The sequence below is a fragment of the Streptomyces sp. NPDC021115 genome (genome assembly GCF_044333065.1).
GTDB lineage: Bacteria > Actinomycetota > Actinomycetes > Streptomycetales > Streptomycetaceae > Streptomyces.
The window spans coordinates 125569-148665 of record NZ_JBIRQF010000007.1; the positions used below are offsets into that span (position 1 = coordinate 125569).

General features: G+C 72.7%; 21 protein-coding genes. 12 read left to right on the forward strand and 9 right to left on the reverse strand.

Annotated elements, in window-relative coordinates; translation table 11 throughout:
* Positions 1-28 precede the first annotated feature (28 nt).
* From ACH4TL_RS22940 to ACH4TL_RS22960, 5 genes are all read left to right on the forward strand, one after another.
* Complete coding sequence (locus ACH4TL_RS22940; protein WP_398317092.1) at positions 29-2851, forward strand: penicillin acylase family protein; 2823 nt, start codon at positions 29-31, stop codon at positions 2849-2851.
* 141 nt (positions 2852-2992) lie between these two features.
* Positions 2993-4045 carry a LysR family transcriptional regulator gene (locus ACH4TL_RS22945; protein WP_398317095.1) on the forward strand — a complete coding sequence of 351 codons (1053 nt, stop codon included), beginning with the start codon at positions 2993-2995 and terminating at the stop codon, positions 4043-4045.
* A 166-nt stretch (positions 4046-4211) separates the two neighbouring features.
* Positions 4212-4988 carry an SDR family oxidoreductase gene (locus ACH4TL_RS22950; RefSeq protein ID WP_398317098.1) on the forward strand — a complete coding sequence of 259 codons (777 nt, stop codon included), beginning with the start codon at positions 4212-4214 and terminating at the stop codon, positions 4986-4988.
* The gene (locus tag ACH4TL_RS22955; RefSeq protein WP_398317101.1) at positions 4985-6628 is read left to right on the forward strand and encodes a class I adenylate-forming enzyme family protein; all 1644 of its coding nucleotides are present in this window, start codon (positions 4985-4987) and stop codon (positions 6626-6628) included. Before ACH4TL_RS22950 ends, ACH4TL_RS22955 begins: the two co-directional genes overlap by 4 nt.
* Positions 6629-6645: 17 nt before the next feature.
* Complete coding sequence (locus ACH4TL_RS22960; RefSeq protein ID WP_398317741.1) at positions 6646-7248, forward strand: TetR/AcrR family transcriptional regulator; 603 nt, start codon at positions 6646-6648, stop codon at positions 7246-7248.
* Positions 7249-7413: 165 nt separating this feature from the next.
* Here ACH4TL_RS22960 and ACH4TL_RS22965 read toward each other — a convergent pair whose 3' ends face one another.
* Genes ACH4TL_RS22965 through ACH4TL_RS22975 form a run of 3 tightly spaced genes read right to left on the reverse strand, consistent with a single transcriptional unit; the run spans position 7414 to position 10164 of the window.
* Entirely contained in the window at positions 7414-8628 is a 1215-nt protein-coding gene (locus ACH4TL_RS22965; RefSeq protein WP_398317104.1) for an acyl-CoA dehydrogenase family protein, read from the reverse strand.
* Positions 8629-8636: 8 nt separating this feature from the next.
* Entirely contained in the window at positions 8637-9659 is a 1023-nt protein-coding gene (locus ACH4TL_RS22970) for a phosphotransferase family protein (protein WP_398317107.1), read from the reverse strand.
* A gap of 49 nt (positions 9660-9708) precedes the next feature.
* Complete coding sequence (locus tag ACH4TL_RS22975) at positions 9709-10164, reverse strand: winged helix-turn-helix transcriptional regulator (RefSeq protein ID WP_398317110.1); 456 nt, start codon at positions 10162-10164, stop codon at positions 9709-9711.
* A 123-nt stretch (positions 10165-10287) separates the two neighbouring features.
* Between ACH4TL_RS22975 and ACH4TL_RS22980 the strand changes: the two genes are divergently transcribed.
* Both ACH4TL_RS22980 and ACH4TL_RS22985 read left to right on the forward strand, forming a co-directional pair.
* Complete coding sequence (locus ACH4TL_RS22980; protein WP_398317113.1) at positions 10288-10953, forward strand: NADPH-dependent F420 reductase; 666 nt, start codon at positions 10288-10290, stop codon at positions 10951-10953.
* A gap of 118 nt (positions 10954-11071) precedes the next feature.
* Positions 11072-11998 (forward strand): NADP-dependent oxidoreductase, encoded by a 927-nt coding sequence (locus ACH4TL_RS22985; protein ID WP_398317116.1) that lies wholly within the window; start codon positions 11072-11074, stop codon positions 11996-11998.
* Positions 11999-12023: 25 nt separating this feature from the next.
* Here ACH4TL_RS22985 and ACH4TL_RS22990 read toward each other — a convergent pair whose 3' ends face one another.
* The 4 genes from ACH4TL_RS22990 to ACH4TL_RS23005 are packed head-to-tail and all read right to left on the reverse strand — an operon-like array spanning position 12024 to position 14079.
* Positions 12024-12335 carry a DUF202 domain-containing protein gene (locus ACH4TL_RS22990; protein ID WP_398317119.1) on the reverse strand — a complete coding sequence of 104 codons (312 nt, stop codon included), beginning with the start codon at positions 12333-12335 and terminating at the stop codon, positions 12024-12026.
* Positions 12332-12712 (reverse strand): YidH family protein, encoded by a 381-nt coding sequence (locus tag ACH4TL_RS22995; RefSeq protein WP_398317744.1) that lies wholly within the window; start codon positions 12710-12712, stop codon positions 12332-12334. The genes ACH4TL_RS22990 and ACH4TL_RS22995 overlap by 4 nt, the downstream gene beginning before the upstream one ends.
* Positions 12713-12752: 40 nt before the next feature.
* Entirely contained in the window at positions 12753-13289 is a 537-nt protein-coding gene (locus tag ACH4TL_RS23000; protein ID WP_398317122.1) for an NUDIX domain-containing protein, read from the reverse strand.
* A 28-nt stretch (positions 13290-13317) separates the two neighbouring features.
* Positions 13318-14079, reverse strand: coding sequence for a hypothetical protein (locus ACH4TL_RS23005; RefSeq protein ID WP_398317125.1), 762 nt, complete (start codon positions 14077-14079; stop codon positions 13318-13320).
* A gap of 270 nt (positions 14080-14349) precedes the next feature.
* On the opposite strand from ACH4TL_RS23005, the gene ACH4TL_RS23010 reads away from it, so the two are divergent.
* From ACH4TL_RS23010 to ACH4TL_RS23025, 4 genes are all read left to right on the forward strand, one after another.
* Positions 14350-16005 carry an FAD-binding dehydrogenase gene (locus tag ACH4TL_RS23010; protein WP_398317128.1) on the forward strand — a complete coding sequence of 552 codons (1656 nt, stop codon included), beginning with the start codon at positions 14350-14352 and terminating at the stop codon, positions 16003-16005.
* Between the two features lie 114 nt (positions 16006-16119).
* Positions 16120-16872, forward strand: a complete 753-nt coding sequence (locus ACH4TL_RS23015) for a molybdopterin-dependent oxidoreductase (RefSeq protein ID WP_398317131.1) — start codon at positions 16120-16122, stop codon at positions 16870-16872.
* The gene (locus ACH4TL_RS23020; RefSeq protein WP_398317134.1) at positions 16856-17575 is read left to right on the forward strand and encodes a cytochrome b/b6 domain-containing protein; all 720 of its coding nucleotides are present in this window, start codon (positions 16856-16858) and stop codon (positions 17573-17575) included. Before ACH4TL_RS23015 ends, ACH4TL_RS23020 begins: the two co-directional genes overlap by 17 nt.
* A 31-nt stretch (positions 17576-17606) precedes the next feature.
* Positions 17607-18674 carry a glycoside hydrolase family 6 protein gene (locus tag ACH4TL_RS23025; RefSeq protein ID WP_398317137.1) on the forward strand — a complete coding sequence of 356 codons (1068 nt, stop codon included), beginning with the start codon at positions 17607-17609 and terminating at the stop codon, positions 18672-18674.
* 38 nt (positions 18675-18712) lie between these two features.
* Here ACH4TL_RS23025 and ACH4TL_RS23030 read toward each other — a convergent pair whose 3' ends face one another.
* Entirely contained in the window at positions 18713-20647 is a 1935-nt protein-coding gene (locus ACH4TL_RS23030; RefSeq protein WP_398317140.1) for a glycosyltransferase family 2 protein, read from the reverse strand.
* A 302-nt stretch (positions 20648-20949) separates the two neighbouring features.
* Between ACH4TL_RS23030 and ACH4TL_RS23035 the strand changes: the two genes are divergently transcribed.
* Positions 20950-22149: a glycosyltransferase gene (locus ACH4TL_RS23035; protein WP_398317143.1), complete on the forward strand. Its 1200-nt coding sequence runs from the start codon at positions 20950-20952 to the stop codon at positions 22147-22149.
* Here the strand turns inward: ACH4TL_RS23035 and ACH4TL_RS23040 are convergent.
* A complete protein-coding gene (locus tag ACH4TL_RS23040; RefSeq protein ID WP_398317146.1) occupies positions 22100-23050 on the reverse strand; it encodes an AraC family transcriptional regulator in 951 nt (316 codons plus the stop codon). The genes ACH4TL_RS23035 and ACH4TL_RS23040 overlap by 50 nt on opposite strands.
* Between the last annotated feature and the right edge of the window lie 47 nt (positions 23051-23097).

Below are 23097 nucleotides of genomic sequence, written 5' to 3' on the forward strand. Positions count from 1 at the left end.
CCCTCAACTGCATCCGGGAGGAGCGGATATGCGTTTCAGAACCGGCAAGCTCACCCGTGTCGCGGTCGCCGCGGCCGCGGTATTGGCGCTCGGCGCCACGTTCGCGGCCCCGCTGCCGCAAGAGGCCCAGGCGGCGCCCGCCGCCGCGGCCGACACCGACTACTGCGGGGGGCAGTGTTCCGACATCCTGCCGCCCGGCGCGACCGGCAACGCGACCCTCGCCGACATCCTCGCCAACCGGGTGTTCGGCACCCGCCCCGCGCACAGCGCCGACCAGCTCGGCCCGTACGCCAACCTCGCCCAGGGCTATCCGACGCTCACCGACGACAAGCTGAACACCTTCTTCAACGACTCCTCGTTCGGGGTCCCCGCGGACCAGGTCGAGTCGGTCACCAAGCCCCGCGACGACGTCACGATCACCCGCGACAAGAAGACCGGCGTCCCGCACATCCAGGGCACCACCCGCGAGGGCACCGAATACGGCGCCGGATACGCCGCCGCCCAGGACCGGCTGTGGCTGATGGACCTGTTCCGCCACGTGGGACGCGGCGAGCTGACCTCGTTCGCCGGTGGCGCGCCCGCCAACCAGGGCCTGGAGCAGGACTTCTTCCGCCAGGCGCCGTACGCCGAGGCCGACTACCAGGCGCAGATCGACTACATCCTGGCCACCGGCGGCGAGCGCGGGAAGCAGGCGCTGGCCGATGCCCAGGCGTATGTCGACGGGATCAACGCCTACGCCAAGAAGGCGAAGGACGCCCGCAACTTCCCCGGCGAGTACGTGCTCACCGGGCACATCGACGCGATCACCAACGCCGGTGAGATCCAGCCGTTCAAGCTCACCGACCTGATAGCCCTGGCCTCCGTCGTCGGCGCGCTCTTCGGCAACGGCGGGGGCGGCGAGGTGGAGGGCGCGCTGTCGATGCTGGCCGCCCAGCAGAAGTACGGGCTCGAAGAGGGCACCAAGGTGTGGGAGTCCTTCCGGCAGCGCAACGACCCGGAGGCCGTGCTGACCGTCCGCGACGCCGCCTTCCCGTACGCGGACAAGCCCGCTACGCCCAAGGGCACCGCGATGCCCGACCCCGGCTCCGTCACCCCCGAACAGCTCGTCTACGACCGCGAGGGCAGCGCCACCGCGGCCAAGGCCGACGCCCGCACCAAGGTGAAGGCGCCCGCCAAGCTGGACAAGCTGCGCGGCATCTACGACGACGGGGTGCTGCCCCGCGACCTGTTCAGCCGCAAGAAGGGCATGTCCAACGCGCTCGTGGTCTCCGGCAAGTACACCGCGAGCGGCCACCCGGTCGCCGTCTTCGGCCCGCAGACCGGCTACTTCGCCCCGCAGCTGCTGATGCTCCAGGAGATCCAGGGCCCCGGGATCAGCGCCCGCGGCGCCTCCTTCGCGGGCGTCGGCATGTACGTCCAGCTCGGGCGCGGCCAGGACTACGCGTGGAGCGCCACCACCTCCGCGCAGGACGTCACCGACACCTACGCGGTCGAGCTGTGCTCACCGGACGGCTCCGCTCCGCAGAAGGACTCGACGTACTACCGCTACCACGGCGACTGCCTGCCCATGGACAAGCTGGAGCGGCGCAACGCCTGGAAGCCCACCGTCGCCGACTCCACCGCCGCCGGCTCCTACCGGATGCAGGTGTACCGCACCAAGTACGGCCTCGTCACCCATCGCGCCACGGTCGGCGGCAAGCCCGTCGCCTACACCTCGCTGCGCGCCACCTACCGCCATGAGGCCGACTCGATCGTCGGCTTCCAGATGTTCAACGACCCGGGCTACGTGACCGACGCGAAGTCGTTCCAGCGCGCCGCCCAGCACGTCAACTACACCTTCAACTGGTTCTACGCCGACTCCCGGCAGACCGCCTACTACAACAGCGGGCTCAACATGCGGCGCGCGGACGGCGTCGACCCGTCGCTGCCGGTCAAGGCCGAGCCGGCGTACGAGTGGCAGGACTTCGACCCGGCGGACAACACCGCCGCGTACACCCCGGTCGCCGAACACCCCCAGTCCGTCGACCAGGATTACTACATCAGCTGGAACAACAAGCTCGCCAAGGACTACAGCGCGGCGGGCTTCGGCAACGGCTCGGTGCACCGCGGCAATCTGCTCGACGACCGGGTGCGCGCCCTGGTCAAGAAGGGCGGCGTCACCCGCGCCGCGCTCACCCGGGCGATGGGCGAGGCGGCCGTCACCGATCTGCGCGGCGAGGACGTGCTGCCGGAGCTGCTGAAGGTGCTGCGCAGCAAGCCGATCGACGACCCGGCGCTCACCACCGCCGTCCAGCGGCTCGAATCCTGGCAGGCGGCCGGTTCCCAGCGCCGCGAGACGAGCGCGGGCTCGCACACCTACGGGCACGCGGACGCGGTGCGCATCATGGACGCGTGGTGGCCGCTGCTGGTCGAGGCCGAGTTCAAGCCCGGCCTCGGCGGCGACCTGTACGACGCGCTGCGCACCAACCTGAGCGTCGACGAATCGCCCTCGGCGGGCCACGGGCCGACCGGTTCGCACGCCGGATCGTCCTTCCAGTACGGCTGGTGGTCCTACGTCGACAAGGACCTGCGCGCGGTCCTCGGCGAGGACGTCAAGGGCCCGCTCGCCGAGCGGTACTGCGGCGGCGGCGAGCTGAGCGCCTGCCGCGACGCCCTGCTCTCCAGCCTCAAGACGGCCGCCGCCAAGCCCGCCACCGAGGTCTACCCCGGCGACGACACTTGCGCGGCGGGCGACCAGTGGTGCGCCGACTCCATCATCCAGCGCGTGGTCGGCGGACTGACCCACGACAAGATCAGCTGGCAGAACCGTCCCACCTTCCAGCAAGTGGTGGAGTTCGCACGCCACCGCTGAGCGAGTAGCCCCGTCATTTGTATCCGTCGTGAATTCCGGAATATCTCTGACAGATCCGTACCAGGAATAGCGCCGAAGAGGCTGCACTATGCTTCGAATCGTCACGAGGCGTTTTCTTGTACGGGGGAGCAGAAGACCGGAATGTCCTCAAGCGATCGGTGGCAGTACCCCGCGGCGCTGCTGGACACCACGATGGATCAACTCCGCACGCTGCTCGCGGTCCATGAGACCGGCACGGCGCTGGGCGCCGCCCGGCTCCTGGGCCGCGAGCAGTCCAGCGTTCAGAAACAGCTCGACACGATGAACCGGAACTTCGGCAACCTGTGCGGAGAACCGCTCGTCCTCAAGCGCGGCCGCAGCCGGAATGTGCTGTTCACCGCCACCGGGGAGAGCCTTGCCGAACTCGCCCGCGGCACGCTGGAGGGATGGCAGGAGGAGTTGCGGGACTGCCGCCACCGGCTCGGCGGCCGACTGGCCGTCGGCTCCACCCGCTACACCCTCGGCTTTCTGCTCAATGCCGTGGAACTGGTCACCGCCGACTTCGAGAGCCGCGGCGTCGAGCTGAAGGTCGAGCACGTCCGCACCAGGGACCTGCTCGACCGGCTCGGCTCCAAGGAACTCGACCTCGTCTGCGGCAGCGTGCTCGCCGACGGCCGCCGGAACGGCGATCTCGACGGCTTCGAGGTGATGGAGTGGCGGCGCAGCGGACTGTCCCTGGTCACCAACCTCGGCGCCGGTGAACTGCCGGGCCCCTCCGTCGCGGTGAGCGCCCTGCCCGGGGTGCCGCTCGCGGTTTCCGCCGACGGCCTCATCCCCGGCTTCCTGCGCGGCTGGTTCGGCGGCCGCTACCGCCAGGAGCTGCACATCGCCGCCGAGATCGACACCGTGCAGTACGGCCTCGAACTGCTCTCCTCGGGCGTGCTGCGCGGCGCGGTGCTCGTCACCCAGGGGATCGGCGACGCGGTGGCCGACGGACGACTGCGCACCGGCGCCGGGCTGCGCACGCTGGAGCTGACCGACGACATCGCGCCGGAGCTGGACGTGCTCGTCGGGGTCTTCGTACGGGCCGGGGAGCGCGCCGCGCAGGACGGCGACCATCCGCTCAACGTGCTGTGGAACGCCCTCGCCGGGGAGAACGCCCGCTGGCGCCGCGTCATCGGCGACCAGCGTCCCGGGGGCCCGCGCGGCCGGTAGCGCCCGGGGCCCGCGCGGCCGGTAGCCGGCCTGTCCGGCCGGTCCGACGTCATCCGCCGGTCAGCTCCACGCCCTCTTCCGTTCTACATACCGACTGGTTAGTCTGCCGGTGCGGCCGGGCCGATCCGGGCCGACGGCCGCGCCGCATCCGAGGAGCGTCTCAATCGTGGATACCGTGCGTGGAGCGCGAGTTGTCGTCACCGGGGCGGGAGGCGGCATCGGCGCCGCCCTGGCCCGCCGCTTCGCCGCCGAGGGCGCCGAGGTCGTGGTCAACGACCTCGACGCCGCCGGGGCCGAGGCCGTCGCCGCCGAGATCGGCGGGACCGCCGTCCCCGGCGACGCCTCCGCGGTGGTGCCCGCCGCCCGGGACGCGCTCGGCGGCGGCATCGACATCTTCTGCGCCAACGCGGGCGTCGGCCACGGCGGTGGCCCCGAGGCAGATGAGGAACTGTGGGCCGCGTCCTGGGACGTCAATGTGATGGCCCATGTCCGCGCCGCCCGCGCGCTGCTGCCCGACTGGCTGGAGCGCGGCGAGGGCCGCTTCGTGTCGACCGTGTCCGCCGCCGGGCTGCTCACCATGGTCGGCTCGGCGCCGTACAGCGTCTCCAAGCACGCGGCGCTCGGCTTCGCCGAATGGCTCTCCGCCACCTACCGCCACCGCGGCATCCAGGTGCACGCCGTGTGCCCGCAGGGCGTGCGCACCAAGATGCTGGTGGACAGTGGCACCGCCGGGGACCTGGTGCTGGTGCCCACCGCGGTCGAACCGGAGGACGTCGCCGACGCCGTACTGAAAGGCATCGCCGAGAATCGGTTCCTGATCCTGTCGCACCCGGAGGTGGCCGAGTACTACGCCCAGCGCGCCACCGACACCGAGCGGTGGCTGCGGGGCATGAACCGCGTGCAGCGCACCCTGGAAGAGACCGAAGAGAGGCCGCCCCGATGACGTCGTACCAGGACCAGCCGTGGCTCGCTCAGCTCACCGAGAAGCAGCGCCGGCCGATCACCCCCCGGCCGAGCGTGCTGCACGCCTTCCGGGAGGCCGTGCGCGACGCCCCGGACCACCCGGCGATCGCCTACTTCGACGGCCGGGTCAGTTACCGGGAGCTGGACGAGCTGTCGGACGGTCTCGCGGGCCACCTCGCCGGACGCGGCTTCGCCCCAGGCGACCGGCTCGCGATCATGCTCCAGAACACCCCGCACTTCGTGATCGCGCTGCTCGGCGCGTGGAAGGCGGGCGCGGCCGTGGTCCCCGTCAACCCCATGTACAAGGGCGCCGAACTCGCCCACATCCTCACCGACGCCGAGGTCACCGCGCTGGTGTGCGCCCGCACCGGCTGGGAGGCGTACATACGGGAGACGGCCGCCGGTACTCCGGTGCGCATCGCGCTCACGGCCGACGCGTACGACTTCCAGACCCGGGACGACGAGCGGGTGCTGCGCGACGAGCGCATCCCGGTCCCCGGGGACACCGACGACCTCCTCGCCGCCGCCCGCGCCGGGGCCCGGCCGCCCGCCGTCCCCGAGCCCGCGCCCGGCGACATCGCGCTGATCAGCTACACGTCCGGCACCAGCGGCACCCCCAAGGGCGCCACCAACACCCACGGCAACATCTCCTACAACGCCGACCGGCAGCACCTCCTCCACGAGCTGCCCCAGGGCTCGGCGATCTTCGCGCTGGCGCCGCTGTTCCACATCACCGGCATGGTCTGCGAGCTGGGCGCGAGCCTCGCCGGGGCCGGGACGCTCGCGCTGGCGTACCGCTTCGAGACCGGTGTCGTCCTGGACGCGTTCGCCGAGCACCGCCCCGCGTACACCGTCGGCCCCTCCACCGCCTTCATGGCGCTGATGGCCCATCCGGAGGCGACCCGCGACCACTTCTCGTCCTTCCGGATCGTCTCTTCCGGCGGCGCCCCGCTGCCGCCCGCGCTGGTCGAGCGGTTCGAGTCGGCCCTCGGCCTGTATCTGCACAACGGCTACGGGCTCACCGAGTGCACCGCCCCCTGCGCCAGCGTCCCGCCCGGCGTACGGGCTCCCGTCGATCCGGCCTCCGGCACCCTGGCCGTCGGTGTGCCCGGCGCCGACACCGTCGTACGGATCGCCGGAGACGACGGCAAGGACGTGCCGTTCGGCGAGACCGGCGAGATCGTGGTGAGCGGCCCCATGGTCGTCCCCGGCTACTGGCGCCGCCCCGACGCCACCGAGGCCGGTATGCCCGGGGGCGAACTGCGCACCGGGGACATCGGCTTCATGGACGCGGACGGCTGGCTGTACGTCGTCGACCGCAAGAAGGACATGATCAACGCGTCCGGGTTCAAGGTGTGGCCGCGCGAGGTCGAGGACGTGCTCTACACTCACCCCGCCGTCCGCGAGGCGGCCGTCGTCGGCAAGCCGCACCCCTACCGGGGCGAAACGGTCAAGGCGTACGTGAGCCTGCGGCCCGGGGCCGAGACCACGCCGGACGAGCTGTCCGCGTACTGCGCGGACCGGCTCGCCGCGTACAAGTACCCCCGGGAGGTCGACATCCTGCCCGACCTCCCGAAGACGACCAGTGGCAAGATCCTCCGACGAGAACTGCGAGGATGAGAACGGAAGAGAAGCGGGTGGCGACCATGGCCAGAACGACGAACGGCGACGGACAGCCGGTGCCGCGGCGGCTGCTGGCCGCTGCCACCCGCCTCTTCGCGGAACGCGGCTTCGACCGGACGTCCGTCCAGGAGATCGTGGAGGCCGCGGGCGTCACCAAGGGAGCCCTGTACCACTACTTCGGCTCCAAGGACGATCTGCTCCACGAGATCTACGGCCGGGTGCTCCGCCTCCAGCAGGAACGGCTCGACTCCTTCGCGGACGCGGACGCCCCCGTGGAGCAGCGGCTGCGGGACGCGGCGGCCGACGTCGTGGTGACCACCATCGAGAACCTCGACGACACCACGATCTTCTTCCGGTCGATGCACCATCTGAGCCCGGAGAAGTACAAGCAGGTACGGGCCGAGCGGCGCCGCTACCACGAGCGGTTCCGCGCGCTGGTCGAGGAGGGCCAGCGGGCGGGGGTGTTCAGCGCCGAGACCCCGGCGGACCTGGTGGTCGACTACCACTTCGGCTCCGTCCACCACCTGGGCACCTGGTACCGCCCCGGCGGCCCCCTGGCCCCCCAGCAGGTAGCCGACCACCTGGCGGGCCTGCTACTGCGCGCCCTGCGGCCCTGACCCCCCGGGGCTCCGCCCCGGACCCCGGTCCTCAATCGCCGGACGGGCTGGATTTTCCAGCCCGTCCGGCGATTGAGGACACACGCCCGGAGGGCGTGCGGGGTCCGGGGCGGAGCCCCGGTTACGGGAAGGGGCGGGGTGGGGAAAGCCCCCGCCCGCCCCCACCTACAGGTACCGCTTCAACTCCCGCCGGGCCAGCGACCGCTGATGCACCTCATCCGGCCCATCGGCCAGCCGCAGGGTCCGCGCCGCCGCCCAGAGCTCCGCCAGCGGAAAGTCCTGGCTCACCCCACCGGCCCCATGCAACTGCACCGCCTGGTCGAGAATCCCCACCACCGTCCGCGGCGTCGCGATCTTGATCGCCTGGATCTCGGTGTGCGCCTCCCGGTTGCCCACCGTGTCCATCATCCAGGCCGTCTTCAGTACCAGCAGCCGCAGCTGCTCGACGGCGACCCGCGCGTCCGCGATCCACTCGTGCACCTGCCCCTGCTGGGCGAGCGCCTTGCCGAACGCCTGCCGGGCCACGGCCCGTCGGCACATCAGCTCGATGCCCCGCTCGGCCATGCCGATCAGCCGCATGCAGTGGTGGATGCGGCCGGGGCCCAGCCGGGCCTGGGCGATGGCGAAGCCGCCGCCCTCCTCGCCGATGAGGTTCGCGGCCGGGACCCGGGCCCCGTCGAAGACGACCTCGGCGTGGCCGCCGTGGTAGTGGTCCTCGTACCCGTACACCGTCATCGCCCGCCGCACCTCGACCCCGGGCGTATCGCGCGGCACCAGCAGCATCGACTGCTGGCGGCGCACATCCGCGCCCTCCGGATCGGTCTTGCCCATGACGATGAAGATCTTGCAGTCGGGGTTCATCGCCCCGGAGATGTACCACTTGCGCCCGGTGATGACGTAGTCGTCGCCGTCCCGCTCGATCCGGGTCTCGATGTTGGTCGCGTCGGAGGAGGCCACCTCCGGCTCGGTCATCGCGAAGGCGGACCGGATCTCGCCCGCGAGCAGCGGCTCCAGCCACTGCTTGCGCTGCTGCTCGCTGCCGAACTGGGCCAGCACCTCCATGTTGCCGGTGTCCGGCGCGGCGCAGTTGAGGGCGGTGGGGGCGAGCTGGGGGCTGCGGCCGGTGATCTCGGCGAGCGGGGCGTACTGGAGGTTGGTCAGCCCGGCCCCGTACTCGGAGTCCGGCAGGAACAGGTTCCACAGCCCCTGCTTGCGGGCCTCGGCCTTCAGATCCTCCACGACGGCCGGGGTGTCCCAGGGGGAGTCGAGCCGGGCGCGCTGCTCGCCGACGACCGCCTCGGCCGGGTGGACGTGCTCGTCCATGAAGGCCAGCAGCTTGGCGCGGAGTTCTTCGGTACGGGCGTCGAATGCGAAGTCCATGAGGTGTCTCAGCTCTCCTGGAGGGTGGTGAGGCCGTTGTGGATGAAGCCCGGGACGATGGCGCCGATGCGGTCGAAACCCGCGCCCAGGGTCTGTCCGAGGGTGAAGCGGTAGTGGATGCCCTCCAAGATCACCGCGAGCTTGAAGTAGGCGAAGGCGGTGTACCAGGCGATGCCGCCGACGTCCCGGCCCGAGCCCTCGGCGTACCGCTGGACCAGCTCGTCCGTCCCCGGGTGGCCGGGGGCGCCCTGGGTGGAGGAGATGGGCGCGTCGTCCAGCGTGGGGTGCTCGCTGTACATCACGATCAGGCCGAGGTCGGTCAGCGGATCGCCGAGCGTGGACATCTCCCAGTCGAGGATCGCCTTGATCCGGTCGTCGGCGCCCACGAGGACGTTGTCCAGGCGGTAGTCGCCGTGCACCACGGTGGGCGCGGGGGAGGCGGGCAGCGCCTTGGCGAGCCGGGCGTGCAGCTCGTCGATGCCGGGCAGGTCGCGGCTGCGCGAGGCGTCCAGCTGCTTGCCCCAGCGCCGCAGCTGGCGCTCCAGGAAGCCGTCGGGCCGCCCGAAGTCGCCGAGCCCGACCTCGTCCGGATCGACGGAGTGCAGCGCGACGAGCGTGTCCACCAGGGACAGCACCACGCCCCGGGTGCGCTCAGGACCGATCGCGGCCAGCTGCTCGGCCGTACGGTACGGAGTGCCCGCCACGAACTCCATGACGTAGAACGGCGCCCCGACCACCGCCTCGTCCTCGCACATCAGCACCGGCTCCGGCACCGGCACGCTGGTCGGATGCAGCGCGCTGATCACCCGGTGCTCGCGCCGCATGTCATGGGCGGTGGCCAGTACGTGCCCGAGCGGCGGGCGGCGGACCACCCAGCGGGCGGCGCCGTCGGTGACGGCGTAGGTGAGGTTCGACCGCCCGCCCTCGATCAGCTCCGCACTCAGCTCGCCGCCCACCAGCCCCGGCCGCTCGCGGTCGAGATGGGCGCGGAGCCGCGTCAGGTCGAGTCCTGGCGGATTGCCTGCGTTCATCGAGTCTCTTCTTCCCTGGGAGGCGGGCGGACGGTGCGTTCCCGGTCGCTCATTCCATGTCCACCTCATGATGCCGACCAGTCGGTATGTAGTCCAGTGTGCGGCCGTCCCCGTTTCCCTCCCGTCCCTCCCGCCGCAGCTCGGCGCGCTCCTGTGCCGCGACGACCGCGTCGCCGTACGCGATCCCCCAGGCGCCCAGCGCCTCGACGGGCCCCAGCAGGGTGCGGCCCAGCGGCGTCAGCCCGTACTCGACGCGCGGCGGAGCCTCCGCGTACCGGTGCCGCTCCACCAGCCCGTCGTCCTCCAGCCTGCGCAGCGTCTCGTTGAGCACCTTGGCGCTGATACCGCCGATCGCCGCGCGCAGCTCACCGGGGCGGCGCGGCCCCTCGCGCAGCCCGAACAGCACCACGGCCGTCCAGGTGCGGGTCAGCAGGTCGAACCCGATCCGGGCCCGGCAGTCGGCGATGAACCGGCCGGTGGGCAAGGGGCGCGGGGTGGTCGTCATATATGCCTCCTGGTGGCCGTCCTAGCCGATCCGTTGGACACCGCGGGGTGCGCAACGGACTTCCTAGTGTCCTTCTCCAGCAGGCGGCACCCGCCGCCTCATGAGCGAGGAGGAGGCCGCGCGATGCGGATCGGAGTGCTGGGCACGGGAACCATGGCCGAGGCGCTGGCGGGGCAGTGGGCGCGGGCGGGCCACACGCTGTGCGTCGGCGGCCGCAACCCCGCCGCCGCACAGGCCCTCGCGGAGCGGATCGGCCACGGGGCGCGCGCCGGATCGCTGCGCGAGGCCGCCGGGTCCGGCGAGGTGACGCTGCTCGCGGTCGCGTACGAAGGGGTGTCGGCCACGCTGGAGGCGGCGGGCGCGGGGGAGGGGACGCTGCGCGGCCGGGCGCTGATCGACTGCACCAACGCGATCGTCCCCGGCCGCTTCGTCCTCGCCACCGACGGCGGCCCCGGGGTGGCGGAGCGGATCGCCGAACAGGCGGTGGGCGCGCACGTGGTGAAGGGGTTCAACCTGTGCGCGGACTCGGTGTGGCGGATGACCCCGCCGGTCTTCGCCGACGGCCCGCTCGCGGTGCCGCTGTGCGGGGACGACGAGGGCGCGCTGGAGGCCGTACGGACCCTCGTGCGCGACATGGGGTGCGTACCGCTGGACGGCGGGCCGCTGGAGCGGGCCCGCCATCTGGAGGCCACGGCCGCGTTCCTGCTCGGGTTCTGGTTCGCGGGCGCGGAGCCGCGGGCCGCGCTGCCCCCGGCCGCGGCCCAGGTCCCGTATCGCACGTATGCCTGATGGCACGCCGGGTGGATTTGCGGTGGCGGTTCGCGAGCAGGAGCGTCGTAGGGAGAGATCGCCCGGCGAACGCGACCAGGAACCGCAGAAACCCCGAGCACCGCGAGGAGCAGCCACCATGAAGGCCATCAGCTACCGCCGCTACGGCGGCCCCGAGGTCCTCGAATTCGGCGAGGTCCGGGACCCCAAGGTCGGGCCCGACTCGGTGCTGATCAAGGTCAGGGCCGCCGCCGTGAACCCCGTCGACTGGAAGGCGCAGGCGGGCTATCTCGACCCCGTGCTGGACGCCGTCTTCCCGGTCATCCCGGGCTGGGACGTCGCCGGGGTGGTGGAGCAGACCGGGCCTGCGGTGACCGGGTTCCGGCCAGGGGACGAGGTGATCGGGTACGTGCGCGAGGACTTCCTGTCCCGCGGCACCTGCGCCGAATACGTGGCCGCGCCCCTGCGCACGATCGCCCGCAAGCCGCGGAACCTCTCCTTCGAGCAGGCCGCCGGCATCCCGCTGGCCGGGCTGACGGCCTACCAGACGCTGGTCGGCGCGCTGCGGGTCGCCGAGGGCGAGACGGTGCTGGTGCACGCGGCCGCCGGGGGCGTCGGCTCGATGGCGGTGCAGCTGGCACGGCATCTGGGCGCCCGCGTCATCGGCACCGCCGGGGAGCGCAACCACGACTATCTGCGGACGCTGGGCGCCGAGCCGACCGTGTACGGGGACGGGCTCGCCGAGCGGGTGCGGGCGCTCGCCCCGGACGGGGTGCAGGCCGCGTTCGACCTGGTCGGCGGCGACGCCCTCACCGCCTCCACGGAGGTGCTGGCCCCCGGTGGGCGGCTGGCGTCCATCGCCGACCCCGCGGTCCTCGGCCTTGGCGGCCACTACGTCTTCGTCCGCCCCGACCCCACCGACCTCCAGGACCTGACCGACCTCGCCGAGCGCGGCGCGCTGGGGGTCGAGGTGGCGGCGACGTACCCGCTGGAGCGGACGGCGGAGGCGCAGGCGCGCAATGCGGAGGGGCACACCCGCGGCAAGATCGTCATCACGGTCGACTGATCGGCAAAGGCCCCTGGCACATCCCCTAGTGCAGCATCGCCGCACCGCACACCGCCGCCGCCAGCACACAGCCCACCGCGGCCGCCGCCGCGCGCGAGGCCAGCAGGGGCGGGCGCGCGGCGTGCAGCCGGCGGATGCGGCGGTGGGCCACCGCCACGAAGGCCAGCCAGGACAGGACGACCAGGGACAGGGCGAGCACCGAGAGCGGGCCCAGCCCCGCGTGCAGGGTCTGCCGCCCGGCGAGCGAGGCGGCCACGGCGCACGCCAGCGTCGTACGCCGCCACGCCAGCCGGGTGCGCTCCGGCTGGAGCCCGGGGTCCCGCACCGGCGTGGTCATCCGCCCCAGCCCACGGCGACGACGATCACCATCAGCAGCGCGACCACCCCGACGGCCAGCCCCAGCATCACCGGGAAGCGCGACACCGGCAGATCCTCGCCGCGCCGCATGGCCCGCTCGCAGCGGATCCAGTGGTTGATGGCGCGCAGCGCGCACACCGCACCGCCCGCGAGCAGCACCAGCGCGAGGGTCAGCCGGAGTGCCCGGCCGGTGTCCGGCAGGAACTGGTCGACCGCGAAACCGCCGCCCACCAGGGCCATCGCGGTGCGCAGCCAGGCCAGGAAGGTGCGCTCGTTGGCGAGCGAGAAGCGGTAGTCGGGGGTGTCGCCCTCCTCGCGGAGCCGTTCGGGCGCGAACCACAGCCGGACGTTCGCCATGGTGTCCGCGAGTCTGCCCCCGGTCACGGTCGTCCTCCGGTCACGGGGTGGGCCTCTCGCCGCGCCATTCCTTCAGCCGCCGGTACGCCTCCGCGCCGTCCGGAACCCACTCCCACTCGGTGAGCCGCCGCTCCAGCTCCTCCTCGGTGAGGAAGGTGTGCCAGGCGACCTCGTCGGCCTGCGGTGAGACCGGAAGGTCGCAGCGGACCTCGTAGACCCGGGACCACCAGGTGTGTTCGGGAGTGTCGTAGAGGAAGGAGAACAGCGGTACGGGCGCGGGGAGTCCCTGGACGCCCAGCTCCTCCTCCGCCTCCCGCAGCGCCGCCTCGTCGTAGCTCTCGCCCGCGGCGACGACCCCGCCGACGAACATGTCGTACAGGGAGGGGAAGACGAGCTTCCGGTCGGTGCGGCGGTGGACGAAGACGCGGCCCTCCGCGTCGCGGGCGAGGACGAAGGCGCAGCGGTGGCGCAGCCGGTGGGCGGTGGCGTCACCGCGACGGGCCTGGCTGATCACCCGGTCCTGCTCGTCCACGATGTCCAGCAGTTCGTCGGCGGAAAGCGGCTCCTGGTCAGGCATGCAGCCATACAAGCAGATCGCGCCGCGGTCAGCGCGAGGGGCCACCGCCGTAGGGCCCGCCCTGGCCGCCGTGGCCCCCGTACGGGCCGGACCCGGAGCCCGGGCCGCCCTGTCCTTGGCCTCGGCCTTGGCTTTGGCCGCCCTGGCCGTACGGGCCGGAGCCGCCGCCCGGGTAGCCGCCGTTGCCCTGGCCGTTCCCCCAGCGGCCCTGTCCCTGGCCCTGCCCTTGGCCCTGTCCCTGGCCGTTGGCCTGCTGTTCCGCCCGCTGCCTGGCCTGCTCGGCGGCCCACTGCCGCCACTTCTCGGCCCGTTCCCGCCACTGTTCGGCCGCCGCGGGCCAGGCGGGCCTGGACTGCTGGCCGGACGACGGGGCGCGGCGCTCGGCTGCGGGGGCGGCCGGGGCCTGCGTCGTCGGCTTCGCGGCGGGCGCCGGGGCCGCGGGTTCGGAGGTGCGCGTACCCCGCAGCGGCTTGTCGCCCTTGGCGGAGTCGCCGTACGCGGCGGCCTTCGGCTCGGGATCGTCGGGGACGGCGGACGAGGAGTCGTGCCCCGGGCCGGCGGCCTGGGCCTCGCGCGCGTCCTTGCCCATGAGCATGAACAGCGCGGTGGCCGCGCCGGTGGCGGACAGCAGGATCGCCCCGGCGGCAGCCTTGCGCCGCGGGTCGATACCGCGACGGCGGGCGCGGGCGTGCCGGGGTCCCAGGACCTCGCCTTGGAGGATGTGCGGGGCGACGGGGGAGTCACCCGCCTCGAGAGGCTGGGGACCGGGGGTGACAAGTGTCGGATTCACGATGCGCTTGTCCGCCGGGTAAGGCGGCCCGGGTTGCTCAACGGAGCGGTCAGCCATGGTCGTTGATGATGCCGCTTTGGCTGAACCCTGTCCAATAGTGATGAGGGATTGTTCCGTTTTGCTGCACAAGAGAGCTATCGCCCGGGGTCGACCGTGTCCGGAAAGCGCTCTCACCCCTGCATCCGCACCAGTTGACGCCGTACTGACCGGTAGGCAGGATCGCACCGACGACACCGTCGACCGGCTGACGAGGACGGGACACCACCAACCATGGCGTACGACGCGGATGTGATCGTGGTCGGGGCGGGCCTGGCGGGCCTCGCGGCCACCGCCGAGCTGGCCGACGCGGGCCGCAAGGTCATCCTGCTCGACCAGGAGCCCGAGCAGTCGCTCGGCGGCCAGGCCCACTGGTCCTTCGGCGGCCTCTTCCTCGTCGACTCGCCCGAACAGCGCCGCCTGCGCGTCCGCGACAGCCATGAACTCGCCTGGCAGGACTGGCTCGGCACGGCCGGTTTTGACCGCGAGGAGGACCACTGGCCGCGCCGCTGGGCCGAGGCGTACGTGGACTTCGCGGCGGGCGAGAAGCGGTCCTGGCTGCACGCCCAGGGGCTGCGGCTGTTCCCCCTCGTCGGCTGGGCCGAGCGCGGCGGCTACGACGCGACCGGGCACGGCAACTCCGTACCCCGCTTCCACATCACCTGGGGCACCGGACCCGGCGTCGTCGCCCCCTTCGAGCGCCGGGTGCGCGCCGCGGCCGCCCGCGGCCTGGTCGATCTGCGCTTCCGGCACCGGGTCACCGGGCTCGCGCGCAGCGCGGGCGCCGTCGACACCGTCACCGGGGAGGTGCTGGAGCCGAGCCACGCCGAGCGGGGCACGGCCAGCAGCCGCGAGGTGACCGGCTCCTTCGAGCTGCGCGCCCAGGCCGTGATCATCACCTCCGGCGGCATCGGCGGCAACCACGACCTCGTCCGCGCCAACTGGCCCGAGCGCCTCGGCTCCCCGCCCGAGCGGATGATCTCCGGCGTCCCGGCCCACGTGGACGGCGAGATGCTCGGCGTCGCGGAGGCCGCCGGGGCCCGCCTCATCAACCGCGACCGGATGTGGCACTACACCGAGGGCATCGAGAACTGGAACCCGATCTGGCCCCGGCACGGCATCCGCATCCTGCCCGGCCCCTCGTCCCTCTGGTTCGACGCCCGCGGACGGCGGCTCCCGGTCCCGCTCTTCCCCGGCTTCGACACCCTCGGCACCCTCGAACACATCATGCGCACCGGGTACGACTACACCTGGTTCGTCCTCACCCGGAAGATCATCGAGAAGGAGTTCGCGCTCTCCGGCTCCGAGCAGAACCCGGACCTGACCGGCAAGAGCGTCCGCGATGTGCTGGGGCGCGGCCGGGCCGGGGCGCCGGGTCCTGTCCAGGCGTTCATGGACCACGGCGCCGACTTCATCGTCGAACGCTCGCTGCCCGCCCTCGTACGGCGGATGAACGCGCTGACCGGGGAACCGCTCATCGACGAGGCCGAGCTGCGCCGCGAGATCGTCGCCCGGGACCGCGAGATCGCCAACCCCTACACCAAGGACCTCCAGGTCACCGCGTTGCGCGGGACCCGTAAGTACGTCGCCGACCGGCTCATCCGCACTGCCGCCCCGCACCGCGTCCTCGACCCCAAGGCGGGCCCGCTGATCGCGGTGCGGCTCAACATCCTCACCCGCAAGACGCTGGGCGGTCTGGAGACGGACCTGTCGTCGCGGGTGCTGACCGACGGCGGGGAGCCGCTGCCCGGCGTCTACGCGGCGGGCGAGGCGGCGGGCTTCGGTGGCGGGGGCGTGCACGGCTACCGGTCGCTGGAGGGCACCTTCCTGGGCGGCTGCCTCTTCTCGGGCCGGACGGCGGGCCGCGCGGCGGCCAGGGCGGTGTCGTGACCGGACGCGGTGTCGTGACCGGACACGGTCATCGGGCGCGTTCACATCTGACGGAAGTCTGACGAAAAGCCACAGACGATGGCGCGCCGCGCCACCCGGTGGTGTCATCAGGACATGGACGCAACCCCCGCCGACGGCGTACCCGGCGGTGACGAGCACGACGACAGCGGCGCCCCCGTCGGCCGCCGCATCCTCCTCTCCATGCTCGGCCTCGGCGCCGCCGGTATGGCCGTCGCCCCTTGGGCCCAGCGCGGCCTGGAGGAGACGCTCGGCGCCCTGTCCGACAAGGACCCCACCGGGGTGACCGGGCTGCTGCCCAACGGTGGCGGGTTCCGCTACTACTCGGTGACCTCCTCCGTCCCGCACAAGGACGCCACCAACTACCGCCTCACCGTCGGCGGGCTCGTCGACAAGCCCGCCGCCTACCGGCTCGCCGAGCTGCGCGCGCTCCCGCAGGCCCGGCTCGTCCGGGACGTCCAGTGCGTCACCGGGTGGCGGGTGCCGAAGACACCGTTCGAGGGGGTGCGGCTGTCGACGCTGCTGGACGCCGCCGGGGTGAGCCCGCGCGCCAAGGCGGTCCGGTTCACCTGCTTCGACGGCGCGTACTCCGAGAGCCTGACCCTCGACCAGGCGCGCCGCCCGGACGTCCTGGTGGCGCTGCGGATGCAGGACAAGCCGCTGGGCCATTCGCACGGCGGCCCGGTCCGGCTCTATGTCGCGCCCATGTACTTCTACAAGTCGGCGAAGTGGCTCTCCGGCATCACCGTCACCGACGAGGTGCGCCCCGGCTACTGGGAGGACCGCGGATACGACGTGGACGCCTGGGTCGGCAAGTCGAACGGACGCGACGATGCCCCCACTGTCTGAACCCCGGCTGCCCAAGGCCGCCACGGCGCCTTCGGCGGTCGCCGCGCGCACGGTGCGCCGCTTCAGCCCCGCCGAGCGCTGGATCCACCGCACCACGGCAGCGCTGCTGGGCGTGTGCGTGGTGAGCGCGGCCTGTCTGTACGTGCCCGCCCTGGCCGAACTCGTGGGCCGCCGCTTCCTCGTGGTCACCGTCCACGAGTGGACCGGCATCCTGACGCCCGTCCCGGCCCTCATCGGCCTCGCCTCCCGCGCCTTCCGGGCCGATCTGGGCCGCCTCAACCGCTTCGGACCGCACGACCGCCGCTGGCTGCGTGCCGCGCTGCGCCGCGACCACAGCCCCGTCGAGCGCCCGGCGGGCAAGTTCAACGCGGGCCAGAAGGTGTACGCCGCCTGGACCGCGGGCGCGGTCCTGGTGATGGCGGCCACCGGATCGCTGATGTGGTTCACCGGGCTCGCCCCGCTGATGTGGCGCACCAGCGCCACGTTCGTCCACGACTGGCTGGCGCTGGCCGTCGGCATCGTGGTGATCGGGCACATCGGGAAGGCACTCGCCGATCCGGAGGCGCGGCGCGGGATGCGCACCGGGCGGGTCGACCCGCGGTGGGCGGCCCGTGAGCATCCGCTGTGGCGTACGGAGGACGACGGCGACGGCGGCCACGACCCCGACCGCGACGGCGGACACCCCGTACGCCGCGTCCGCTGAACCGACGGCACACGGTGCCATGATGCCTCGCATGCGCGAAAAAGATCCAAAAATGTCGGTTATGCGGCGATTGGTGACAGTCGCCGCATGTGGTGTCGTGGCGATGGTGCCGCTGAGCGGATGCCAGATGCTCGACCCGCCGCCGCGGCGGGGCGGGCTCTGGGTGAATCCGGACGGCCCGGCCGCCCGGCAGGTCCGTGCGGGACAGGACGAGGGGAAGAACGGGAGCGGGAACGGTGACGCCGAGCTGATCCGCCGGATCGCACAGCAGCCGGTCGCCGAATGGCTCGGCCCGCAGCCCCCTCGTGAACGGGTGCGCTTCATCACCGAATCGGCGTCCCGGACCGGCACCATCCCGGTGCTGGTCGCCTACAACATCCCGTACCGGGACTGCGGCGGACACTCGGCGGGCGGCGCGGCGAACGGCGCGGCCTACCGGAGGTGGATCGAGCAGATCGCGCTCGGCATCGGCGACCGGAAGGCGCTCGTCGTGCTGGAGCCGGACGCGGTGGCGCAGGTCGTCGACCGCTGTGTGCCCCGCCGCATGGTCCGCGCCCGGCTGACGATGCTGCGCGACGCGGTCGCCGCGTTCGCCGCGCTGCCCCGCGTACGGGTGTATCTGGATGCCGGGAACGCGGGCTGGATCAAGAACCCCGCCCGGCTGATGGTGCCGCTGCTCAAGAGCGGCATCGAGCAGGCGGACGGCTTCTCCCTGAACGTCGCCAACTTCCAGCGCACCGGCCGCACCAAGGCTTACGGCCACCGGCTGTCCCGCGCGGTCGGCGGATCGCACTTCGTCATCGACACCAGCCGCAACGGCAACGGCCCGCTGCGGCGCGAGGGCGCCGCCCGGCACTCGGCCCGGCCGGCGGGTGCCTGGTGCAACCCGCCGGGGCGGGCGCTGGGCCATCCGCCGAGCACCCGCACCGGGGACCGGCTGGTGGACGCGTACCTGTGGATCAAGCGGCCCGGCGAATCCGACGGGATGTGCAACGGCGGCCCCCCGGCGGGCCGCTGGTGGCCCGAGTACGCGCTCGGCCTGGCCCGTAACGCACACGGCCCGGGCCACCGTCAGGGGCATGGCCCGGGCCACCACTGAGACGCGCTGCCGCGTCCGCCGTCACCGCACCCCCGGCGTCACAGGGCGCACACCGCGTCCGGGTCCTTCGCCGGGGTGCACGGGCAGGGGCTGTCCGCGCGCGCGGTCGGTACGGCCGGCGCCGCCACCGGGCGGCGCCGGTCCCGCAGCACCCCGCCGGACCAGATGACCACCGGCGCCAGGCACAGCGCGAGCGCGAGGACGGCCCACGTCCGCATCGCCGCGTGGGTGTGCCCGAGGTAGAACGAGGCCGCGAGCGAGCTGCCGAAGAGCCCGCCCCACAGCAGGTGGATGCGGAACGTGGAGAGCCGGTCCGGGCTGGACGAGTCGCCCTTGGGCGTGACCACGAACCGGCTCTTCCGCCGCAGCACCGCGTCGAACAGCGACTTGACGTAGATCGGCGCGGACAGCGCGGAGAGCAGCATTCCGGCGAGTCCGCCCGACCCCTCGGGCTCGTGCGGGGAGACGTTGTGGCGGCGGTTCCAGATGTACAGCCCGATCTGGAGCATGGCGGCGTCGCCGTAGAGCATCATCCACAGCTCGGCCGGGATGTCGAGCCCGGCCGCGCCCAGCATCAGGAACAGCGTGCAGGACAGCGCCGAGAGCACCCAGTTGACCGCGGTCATCGGGTAGTACGTGATCAGCAGCGCGTAGTTGAGCAGCTTCCCCGGCGACAGCGTGAACGGCGCCTTCCAGAACTGCTTGAGCACCGTCTCGTAGGTGCCCCGGCTCCACCGCATCTGCTGGGTGAAGAAGTCCGTCCAGGAGCTGGGGCCCTCGCCGACCGCGAGCACGTCCGGGGTGTACACCGAGCGCCACTTCTTGCCGGTCGCCGGGTTGCGGTGGCGGTGCAGCTCGAAGCCGGTCGCCATGTCCTCGGTGATCGAGTCGTACAGCCCGCCGATGGATCGCAGCGCGCTGATCCGCACCGCGTTGTTGGTGCCGACGAACATCGGGCTTCCGTACGCGTTCCCGGCCCGCTGGATCAGCGCGTGGAACAGGAACTGCTGGCTTTCGGCGGCCTTGGTGACGGCCGTGTCGTAGTTTCCGTACACCTGCGGACCCACCACGAAGGAGATGTCCGGATCGCGGAAGTAACCAAGCATCCGCTCCAGGAAGTTGGGCAGCGGAACATGATCGGTGTCCACGCACGCCATGAATTCATAATCGTCGCCGTGCGCGTCCAGCCAGGCGTTGTAATTCCCGTGCTTCGTCTTCGCCCGGAAAGCGCCTTTCGGCTGGTTCCACTTCTCGACGCCCTTGCGGGAGAAGTGATGTACGCCGAGCCGCGCGCACAGCTCCTTGACCTCCGGGTCGTCCCCCTCGTCCAGCAGCCAGACGTGCATCGTCCCCTGGTGCCGGATGCGCACCGCGCCCTCCAGCGTGGCCCTGACCATCGCGATCGGCTCCTTGCCGGGTACGAAACTCGTCAGGAACGCCACCCGCGTGCCCGGCTCGGGGGTCACCGGTACCGGGTCCCGGGCCACCAGCGTCGCATGCGCGTTGGAGACCACCGTGACCAGCCGGAACGTCTCGATCAGCGCGATCGAGACCAGCATCGCGACATCCGCCGCGGTCTCCCACGCCGCCACCTGGGGGCGCGACGCCCAGTGGTCGGGACGCAGCAGCCAGAACAGCAGCAGCGCCGAGCACACCGGCGCCCCGCACAGCAGCAGCGCCGCCCGCAGCCGGTGCGGCTCCTGCGCCAGCAGGCTGCGGCTGCGCACCCGGTACGGGCCGTCGGCGGGCGGCGCCGTCAGCGGGCCCGCCAGCTCGCTGTACCGCTTGTACTCGTACACCGCGGCCGGGCGGGGGTGCGCGGCCTTCGGAGCGGTGCGCGCGTGCGGGGGCGCGGCGGCGTGCCCGGGATTACGCCCGGCGGCTTTTCCGGCGGGGCGCGCGGCGGCGGGGGCGGCTCCACGACGCGGATCTCGTGCGTTTCTCGAATCTCTGACGGGGGTCTGTGCAGACATGGGCACTCCCGCGGGGCTGTCTGGAAACCGGATGTCGCGCCGCGATGACCCGGACGGACCACATTCGTCATGTCATCGCGCGAGATGAGAAGGTAACAATCGGATGTGGCGGTATTGCGCACATCGGATTTTCGGCGCGCCCCTGGTGTGAGGCCGCTGGTGTGAGGCCACGGAAAAGCCACCCTGACGGCCTATCGGCGCGCGTCTTACGTGATTTACATCCCGCCCTCTGGCAAGGTCGGAGATCGCGTGAAAAACGCGATACGACGGCGGAACGACGGAGGATGGGGCGGGGTCGCCCGATGAGAGTTCTGCACATCATCTCCCGCCTCGGCGCGGGCGGCGCCGAGCAGCAACTGAGGCTGCTGCTGCGCCATGTGCCGGTGCGCTGCGACGTGGTCTCCCTCGCCGCACCGGGCAGAACCGCTCACGGCATCCGTGCCGATGGCATCCCGGTCACCCATCTGCCGGTGGACGGCCGCGCGGGCGAGCTGCGGACGCTGCCCGCTCTGGTGCGCACCATCCGCTCCGGCGGCTACGACCTGGTGCACACCCACCTCTACCGGGCCTGCGTCCTGGGCCGGATCGCCGCCCGGCTGGCGGGCGTACGGGCCGTGATCGCCACCGAACACGCCCTGGGCGAGCGCAGCCTCGACGGTCACCCCCTGACCCCCGCCGTCCGCGCCCGCTACCTGGCCGCCGAACGGCTCGGCTCGGCGACCGTCGCCGTCTCGGCCGTCGTCGCCGACCGGCTGCGCGACTGGGGCGTCCCCAACCACCGCATCCACCTGGTGCCCAACGCCCTCGACCCCCGCCACTTCCGCTTCACCCCCGCCGCCCGCACCGCCGCCCGCGCCCGCCTGGCCGTCCCCGACCGCGCCTTCGTCGTCGGCGCGGTCGGACGGCTGGTGCCGGCCAAGCGGTTCGACATCGCGGTCCGCGCCGTGGCCGCCGTCCCCGGCGCCCGGCTGCTGCTGGTCGGCGAGGGCCCCGAGCGCCCCGCCCTGGAGGACCTGGCCGCCCGGCTCGGCGCGGCCGACCGCGTCCGGCTGCTGGGCGAACGGGACGGCGCCGTGGCCACCCCCGACGACCGCCCCGCCGGGCTGCCGGGGCTGCTGGCCGCCATGGACGTCCTGGTCTCCCCGTCCGCCGAGGAGGCGTTCGGACTCGCCGCGCTGGAAGCCCTCGCCGCCGGGCTGCCCGTGCTGTACACCGTCTGCCCGGCCCTCGACGAACTCCCCTCCGACGCCGCCCCCGCCGCCCGCCGCCTCGCCCCCGGCGCGGCCCCCCTCGCCAACGAACTGCGCCGCCACGTCGCCACCGGCCCCCGACGGCACCCGGTGCCGGACGCGGTCGAGCGCTACGACATCGCCCGCGGCGTCCGCCGCCTCATGGACCTCTACGACCGCACCACCACCTGCGGCCCCGACGGCTGCCTCCGCGTCCCCCCGCTCAGCCTCCGAACGGCACCCCGCGGCGAACGCGGCGCCCCCGCGGGCTGACCCCCCGTTCCCGCTTGAACGCCGTCGACAGCGCGAAGGCGCTGCCGTACCCCACCCGCCGGGCCACCGCCGCCAGCGTCGTGTCCGGCTCGCGCAGCAGATCGGCCGCCAGCGCCAGCCGCCAGCCGGTCAGATACGCCATCGGCGGCTCGCCCACCAGCGCGGTGAACCGCCTGGCCAACGCTGCACGCGAGACACCCGCCTCCGCGGCCAGCCCCGCCACCGTCCACTGATGCGCCGGGTTGTTCTGCAGCAGCCGCAGCGCCCGGCCCACCACCGGATCGCCGAGCGCCCGGTACCAGGCCGGGGCCCGCGCCTCCGGCCGGGCGAACCAGGCTCGCAGCACGGCGATCAGCAGCAGGTCCAGCAGCCGGTCCAGCACCGCCGACTGGCCCGCCTCGTCCTTCACGATCTCCTCGCCGAGCCAGGGCATCAGCGGGCAGTCCCACACCTCGCGAGTCAGCACCAGCAGCGGCGGCAGCGCGTCCAGCAGCCGCCCGCTGATCTCCCCCTCCAGCAGATAGGTGCCGATGAGCATCGTCGTCGAGCCGTCCGCGTGATTGCCCCAGGTGCGGACCCCCAGCGCCATCGCCTCGGACAGATCCCGGCCGTCCGCCGTCCGGCACGCCTCGCCCGGCAGGATCCACGCCTGCGGCGGGGTGTCAGGGGAGTCCGCCACCGTGTACGGATCGGGACCGCGTACGACCGCCACGTCCCCCGGGCGCAGCCGCCGCGGTTCACCGGCGTCGGGCACCACCCACGCCTCGCCGCGCGCCATCGTGAGCACACACAGCGGAGCCCGGTCCTCGATCCGCACCGACCAGGGCGGCTCCATCACGGCCCGCAGCAGAAACGCCTCCCGGGCCCGCGGCCCGTCCAGCAGGTTCGCCAGCGCGTCCATGTCCCACCCCCGGGGCACAGCGTAGACGCCCGCGTATGCGGACGAGC

Excerpts from the sequence above, each read along its gene's own strand:
- ACH4TL_RS23035 (WP_398317143.1), top strand. The coding sequence starts at position 20,950 with ATGAGAGTTCTGCACATCATCTCCCGCCTCGGCGCGGGCGGCGCCGAG.
- ACH4TL_RS22990 (WP_398317119.1), bottom strand. The coding sequence starts at position 12,335 with ATGACCACGCCGGTGCGGGACCCCGGGCTCCAGCCGGAGCGCACCCGG.
- ACH4TL_RS23015 (WP_398317131.1), top strand. The coding sequence starts at position 16,120 with ATGGACGCAACCCCCGCCGACGGCGTACCCGGCGGTGACGAGCACGAC.
- ACH4TL_RS22955 (WP_398317101.1), top strand. The coding sequence starts at position 4,985 with ATGACGTCGTACCAGGACCAGCCGTGGCTCGCTCAGCTCACCGAGAAG.
- ACH4TL_RS22970 (WP_398317107.1), bottom strand. The coding sequence starts at position 9,659 with ATGAACGCAGGCAATCCGCCAGGACTCGACCTGACGCGGCTCCGCGCC.
- ACH4TL_RS23040 (WP_398317146.1), bottom strand. The coding sequence starts at position 23,050 with ATGGACGCGCTGGCGAACCTGCTGGACGGGCCGCGGGCCCGGGAGGCG.
- ACH4TL_RS22965 (WP_398317104.1), bottom strand. The coding sequence starts at position 8,628 with ATGGACTTCGCATTCGACGCCCGTACCGAAGAACTCCGCGCCAAGCTG.
- ACH4TL_RS22980 (WP_398317113.1), top strand. The coding sequence starts at position 10,288 with ATGCGGATCGGAGTGCTGGGCACGGGAACCATGGCCGAGGCGCTGGCG.
- ACH4TL_RS23025 (WP_398317137.1), top strand. The coding sequence starts at position 17,607 with ATGCGCGAAAAAGATCCAAAAATGTCGGTTATGCGGCGATTGGTGACA.
- ACH4TL_RS22995 (WP_398317744.1), bottom strand. The coding sequence starts at position 12,712 with ATGGCGAACGTCCGGCTGTGGTTCGCGCCCGAACGGCTCCGCGAGGAG.
- ACH4TL_RS23030 (WP_398317140.1), bottom strand. The coding sequence starts at position 20,647 with ATGTCTGCACAGACCCCCGTCAGAGATTCGAGAAACGCACGAGATCCG.
- ACH4TL_RS22940 (WP_398317092.1), top strand. The coding sequence starts at position 29 with ATGCGTTTCAGAACCGGCAAGCTCACCCGTGTCGCGGTCGCCGCGGCC.
- ACH4TL_RS22985 (WP_398317116.1), top strand. The coding sequence starts at position 11,072 with ATGAAGGCCATCAGCTACCGCCGCTACGGCGGCCCCGAGGTCCTCGAA.
- ACH4TL_RS22945 (WP_398317095.1), top strand. The coding sequence starts at position 2,993 with ATGTCCTCAAGCGATCGGTGGCAGTACCCCGCGGCGCTGCTGGACACC.
- ACH4TL_RS22975 (WP_398317110.1), bottom strand. The coding sequence starts at position 10,164 with ATGACGACCACCCCGCGCCCCTTGCCCACCGGCCGGTTCATCGCCGAC.
- ACH4TL_RS23020 (WP_398317134.1), top strand. The coding sequence starts at position 16,856 with ATGCCCCCACTGTCTGAACCCCGGCTGCCCAAGGCCGCCACGGCGCCT.
- ACH4TL_RS23000 (WP_398317122.1), bottom strand. The coding sequence starts at position 13,289 with ATGCCTGACCAGGAGCCGCTTTCCGCCGACGAACTGCTGGACATCGTG.
- ACH4TL_RS23010 (WP_398317128.1), top strand. The coding sequence starts at position 14,350 with ATGGCGTACGACGCGGATGTGATCGTGGTCGGGGCGGGCCTGGCGGGC.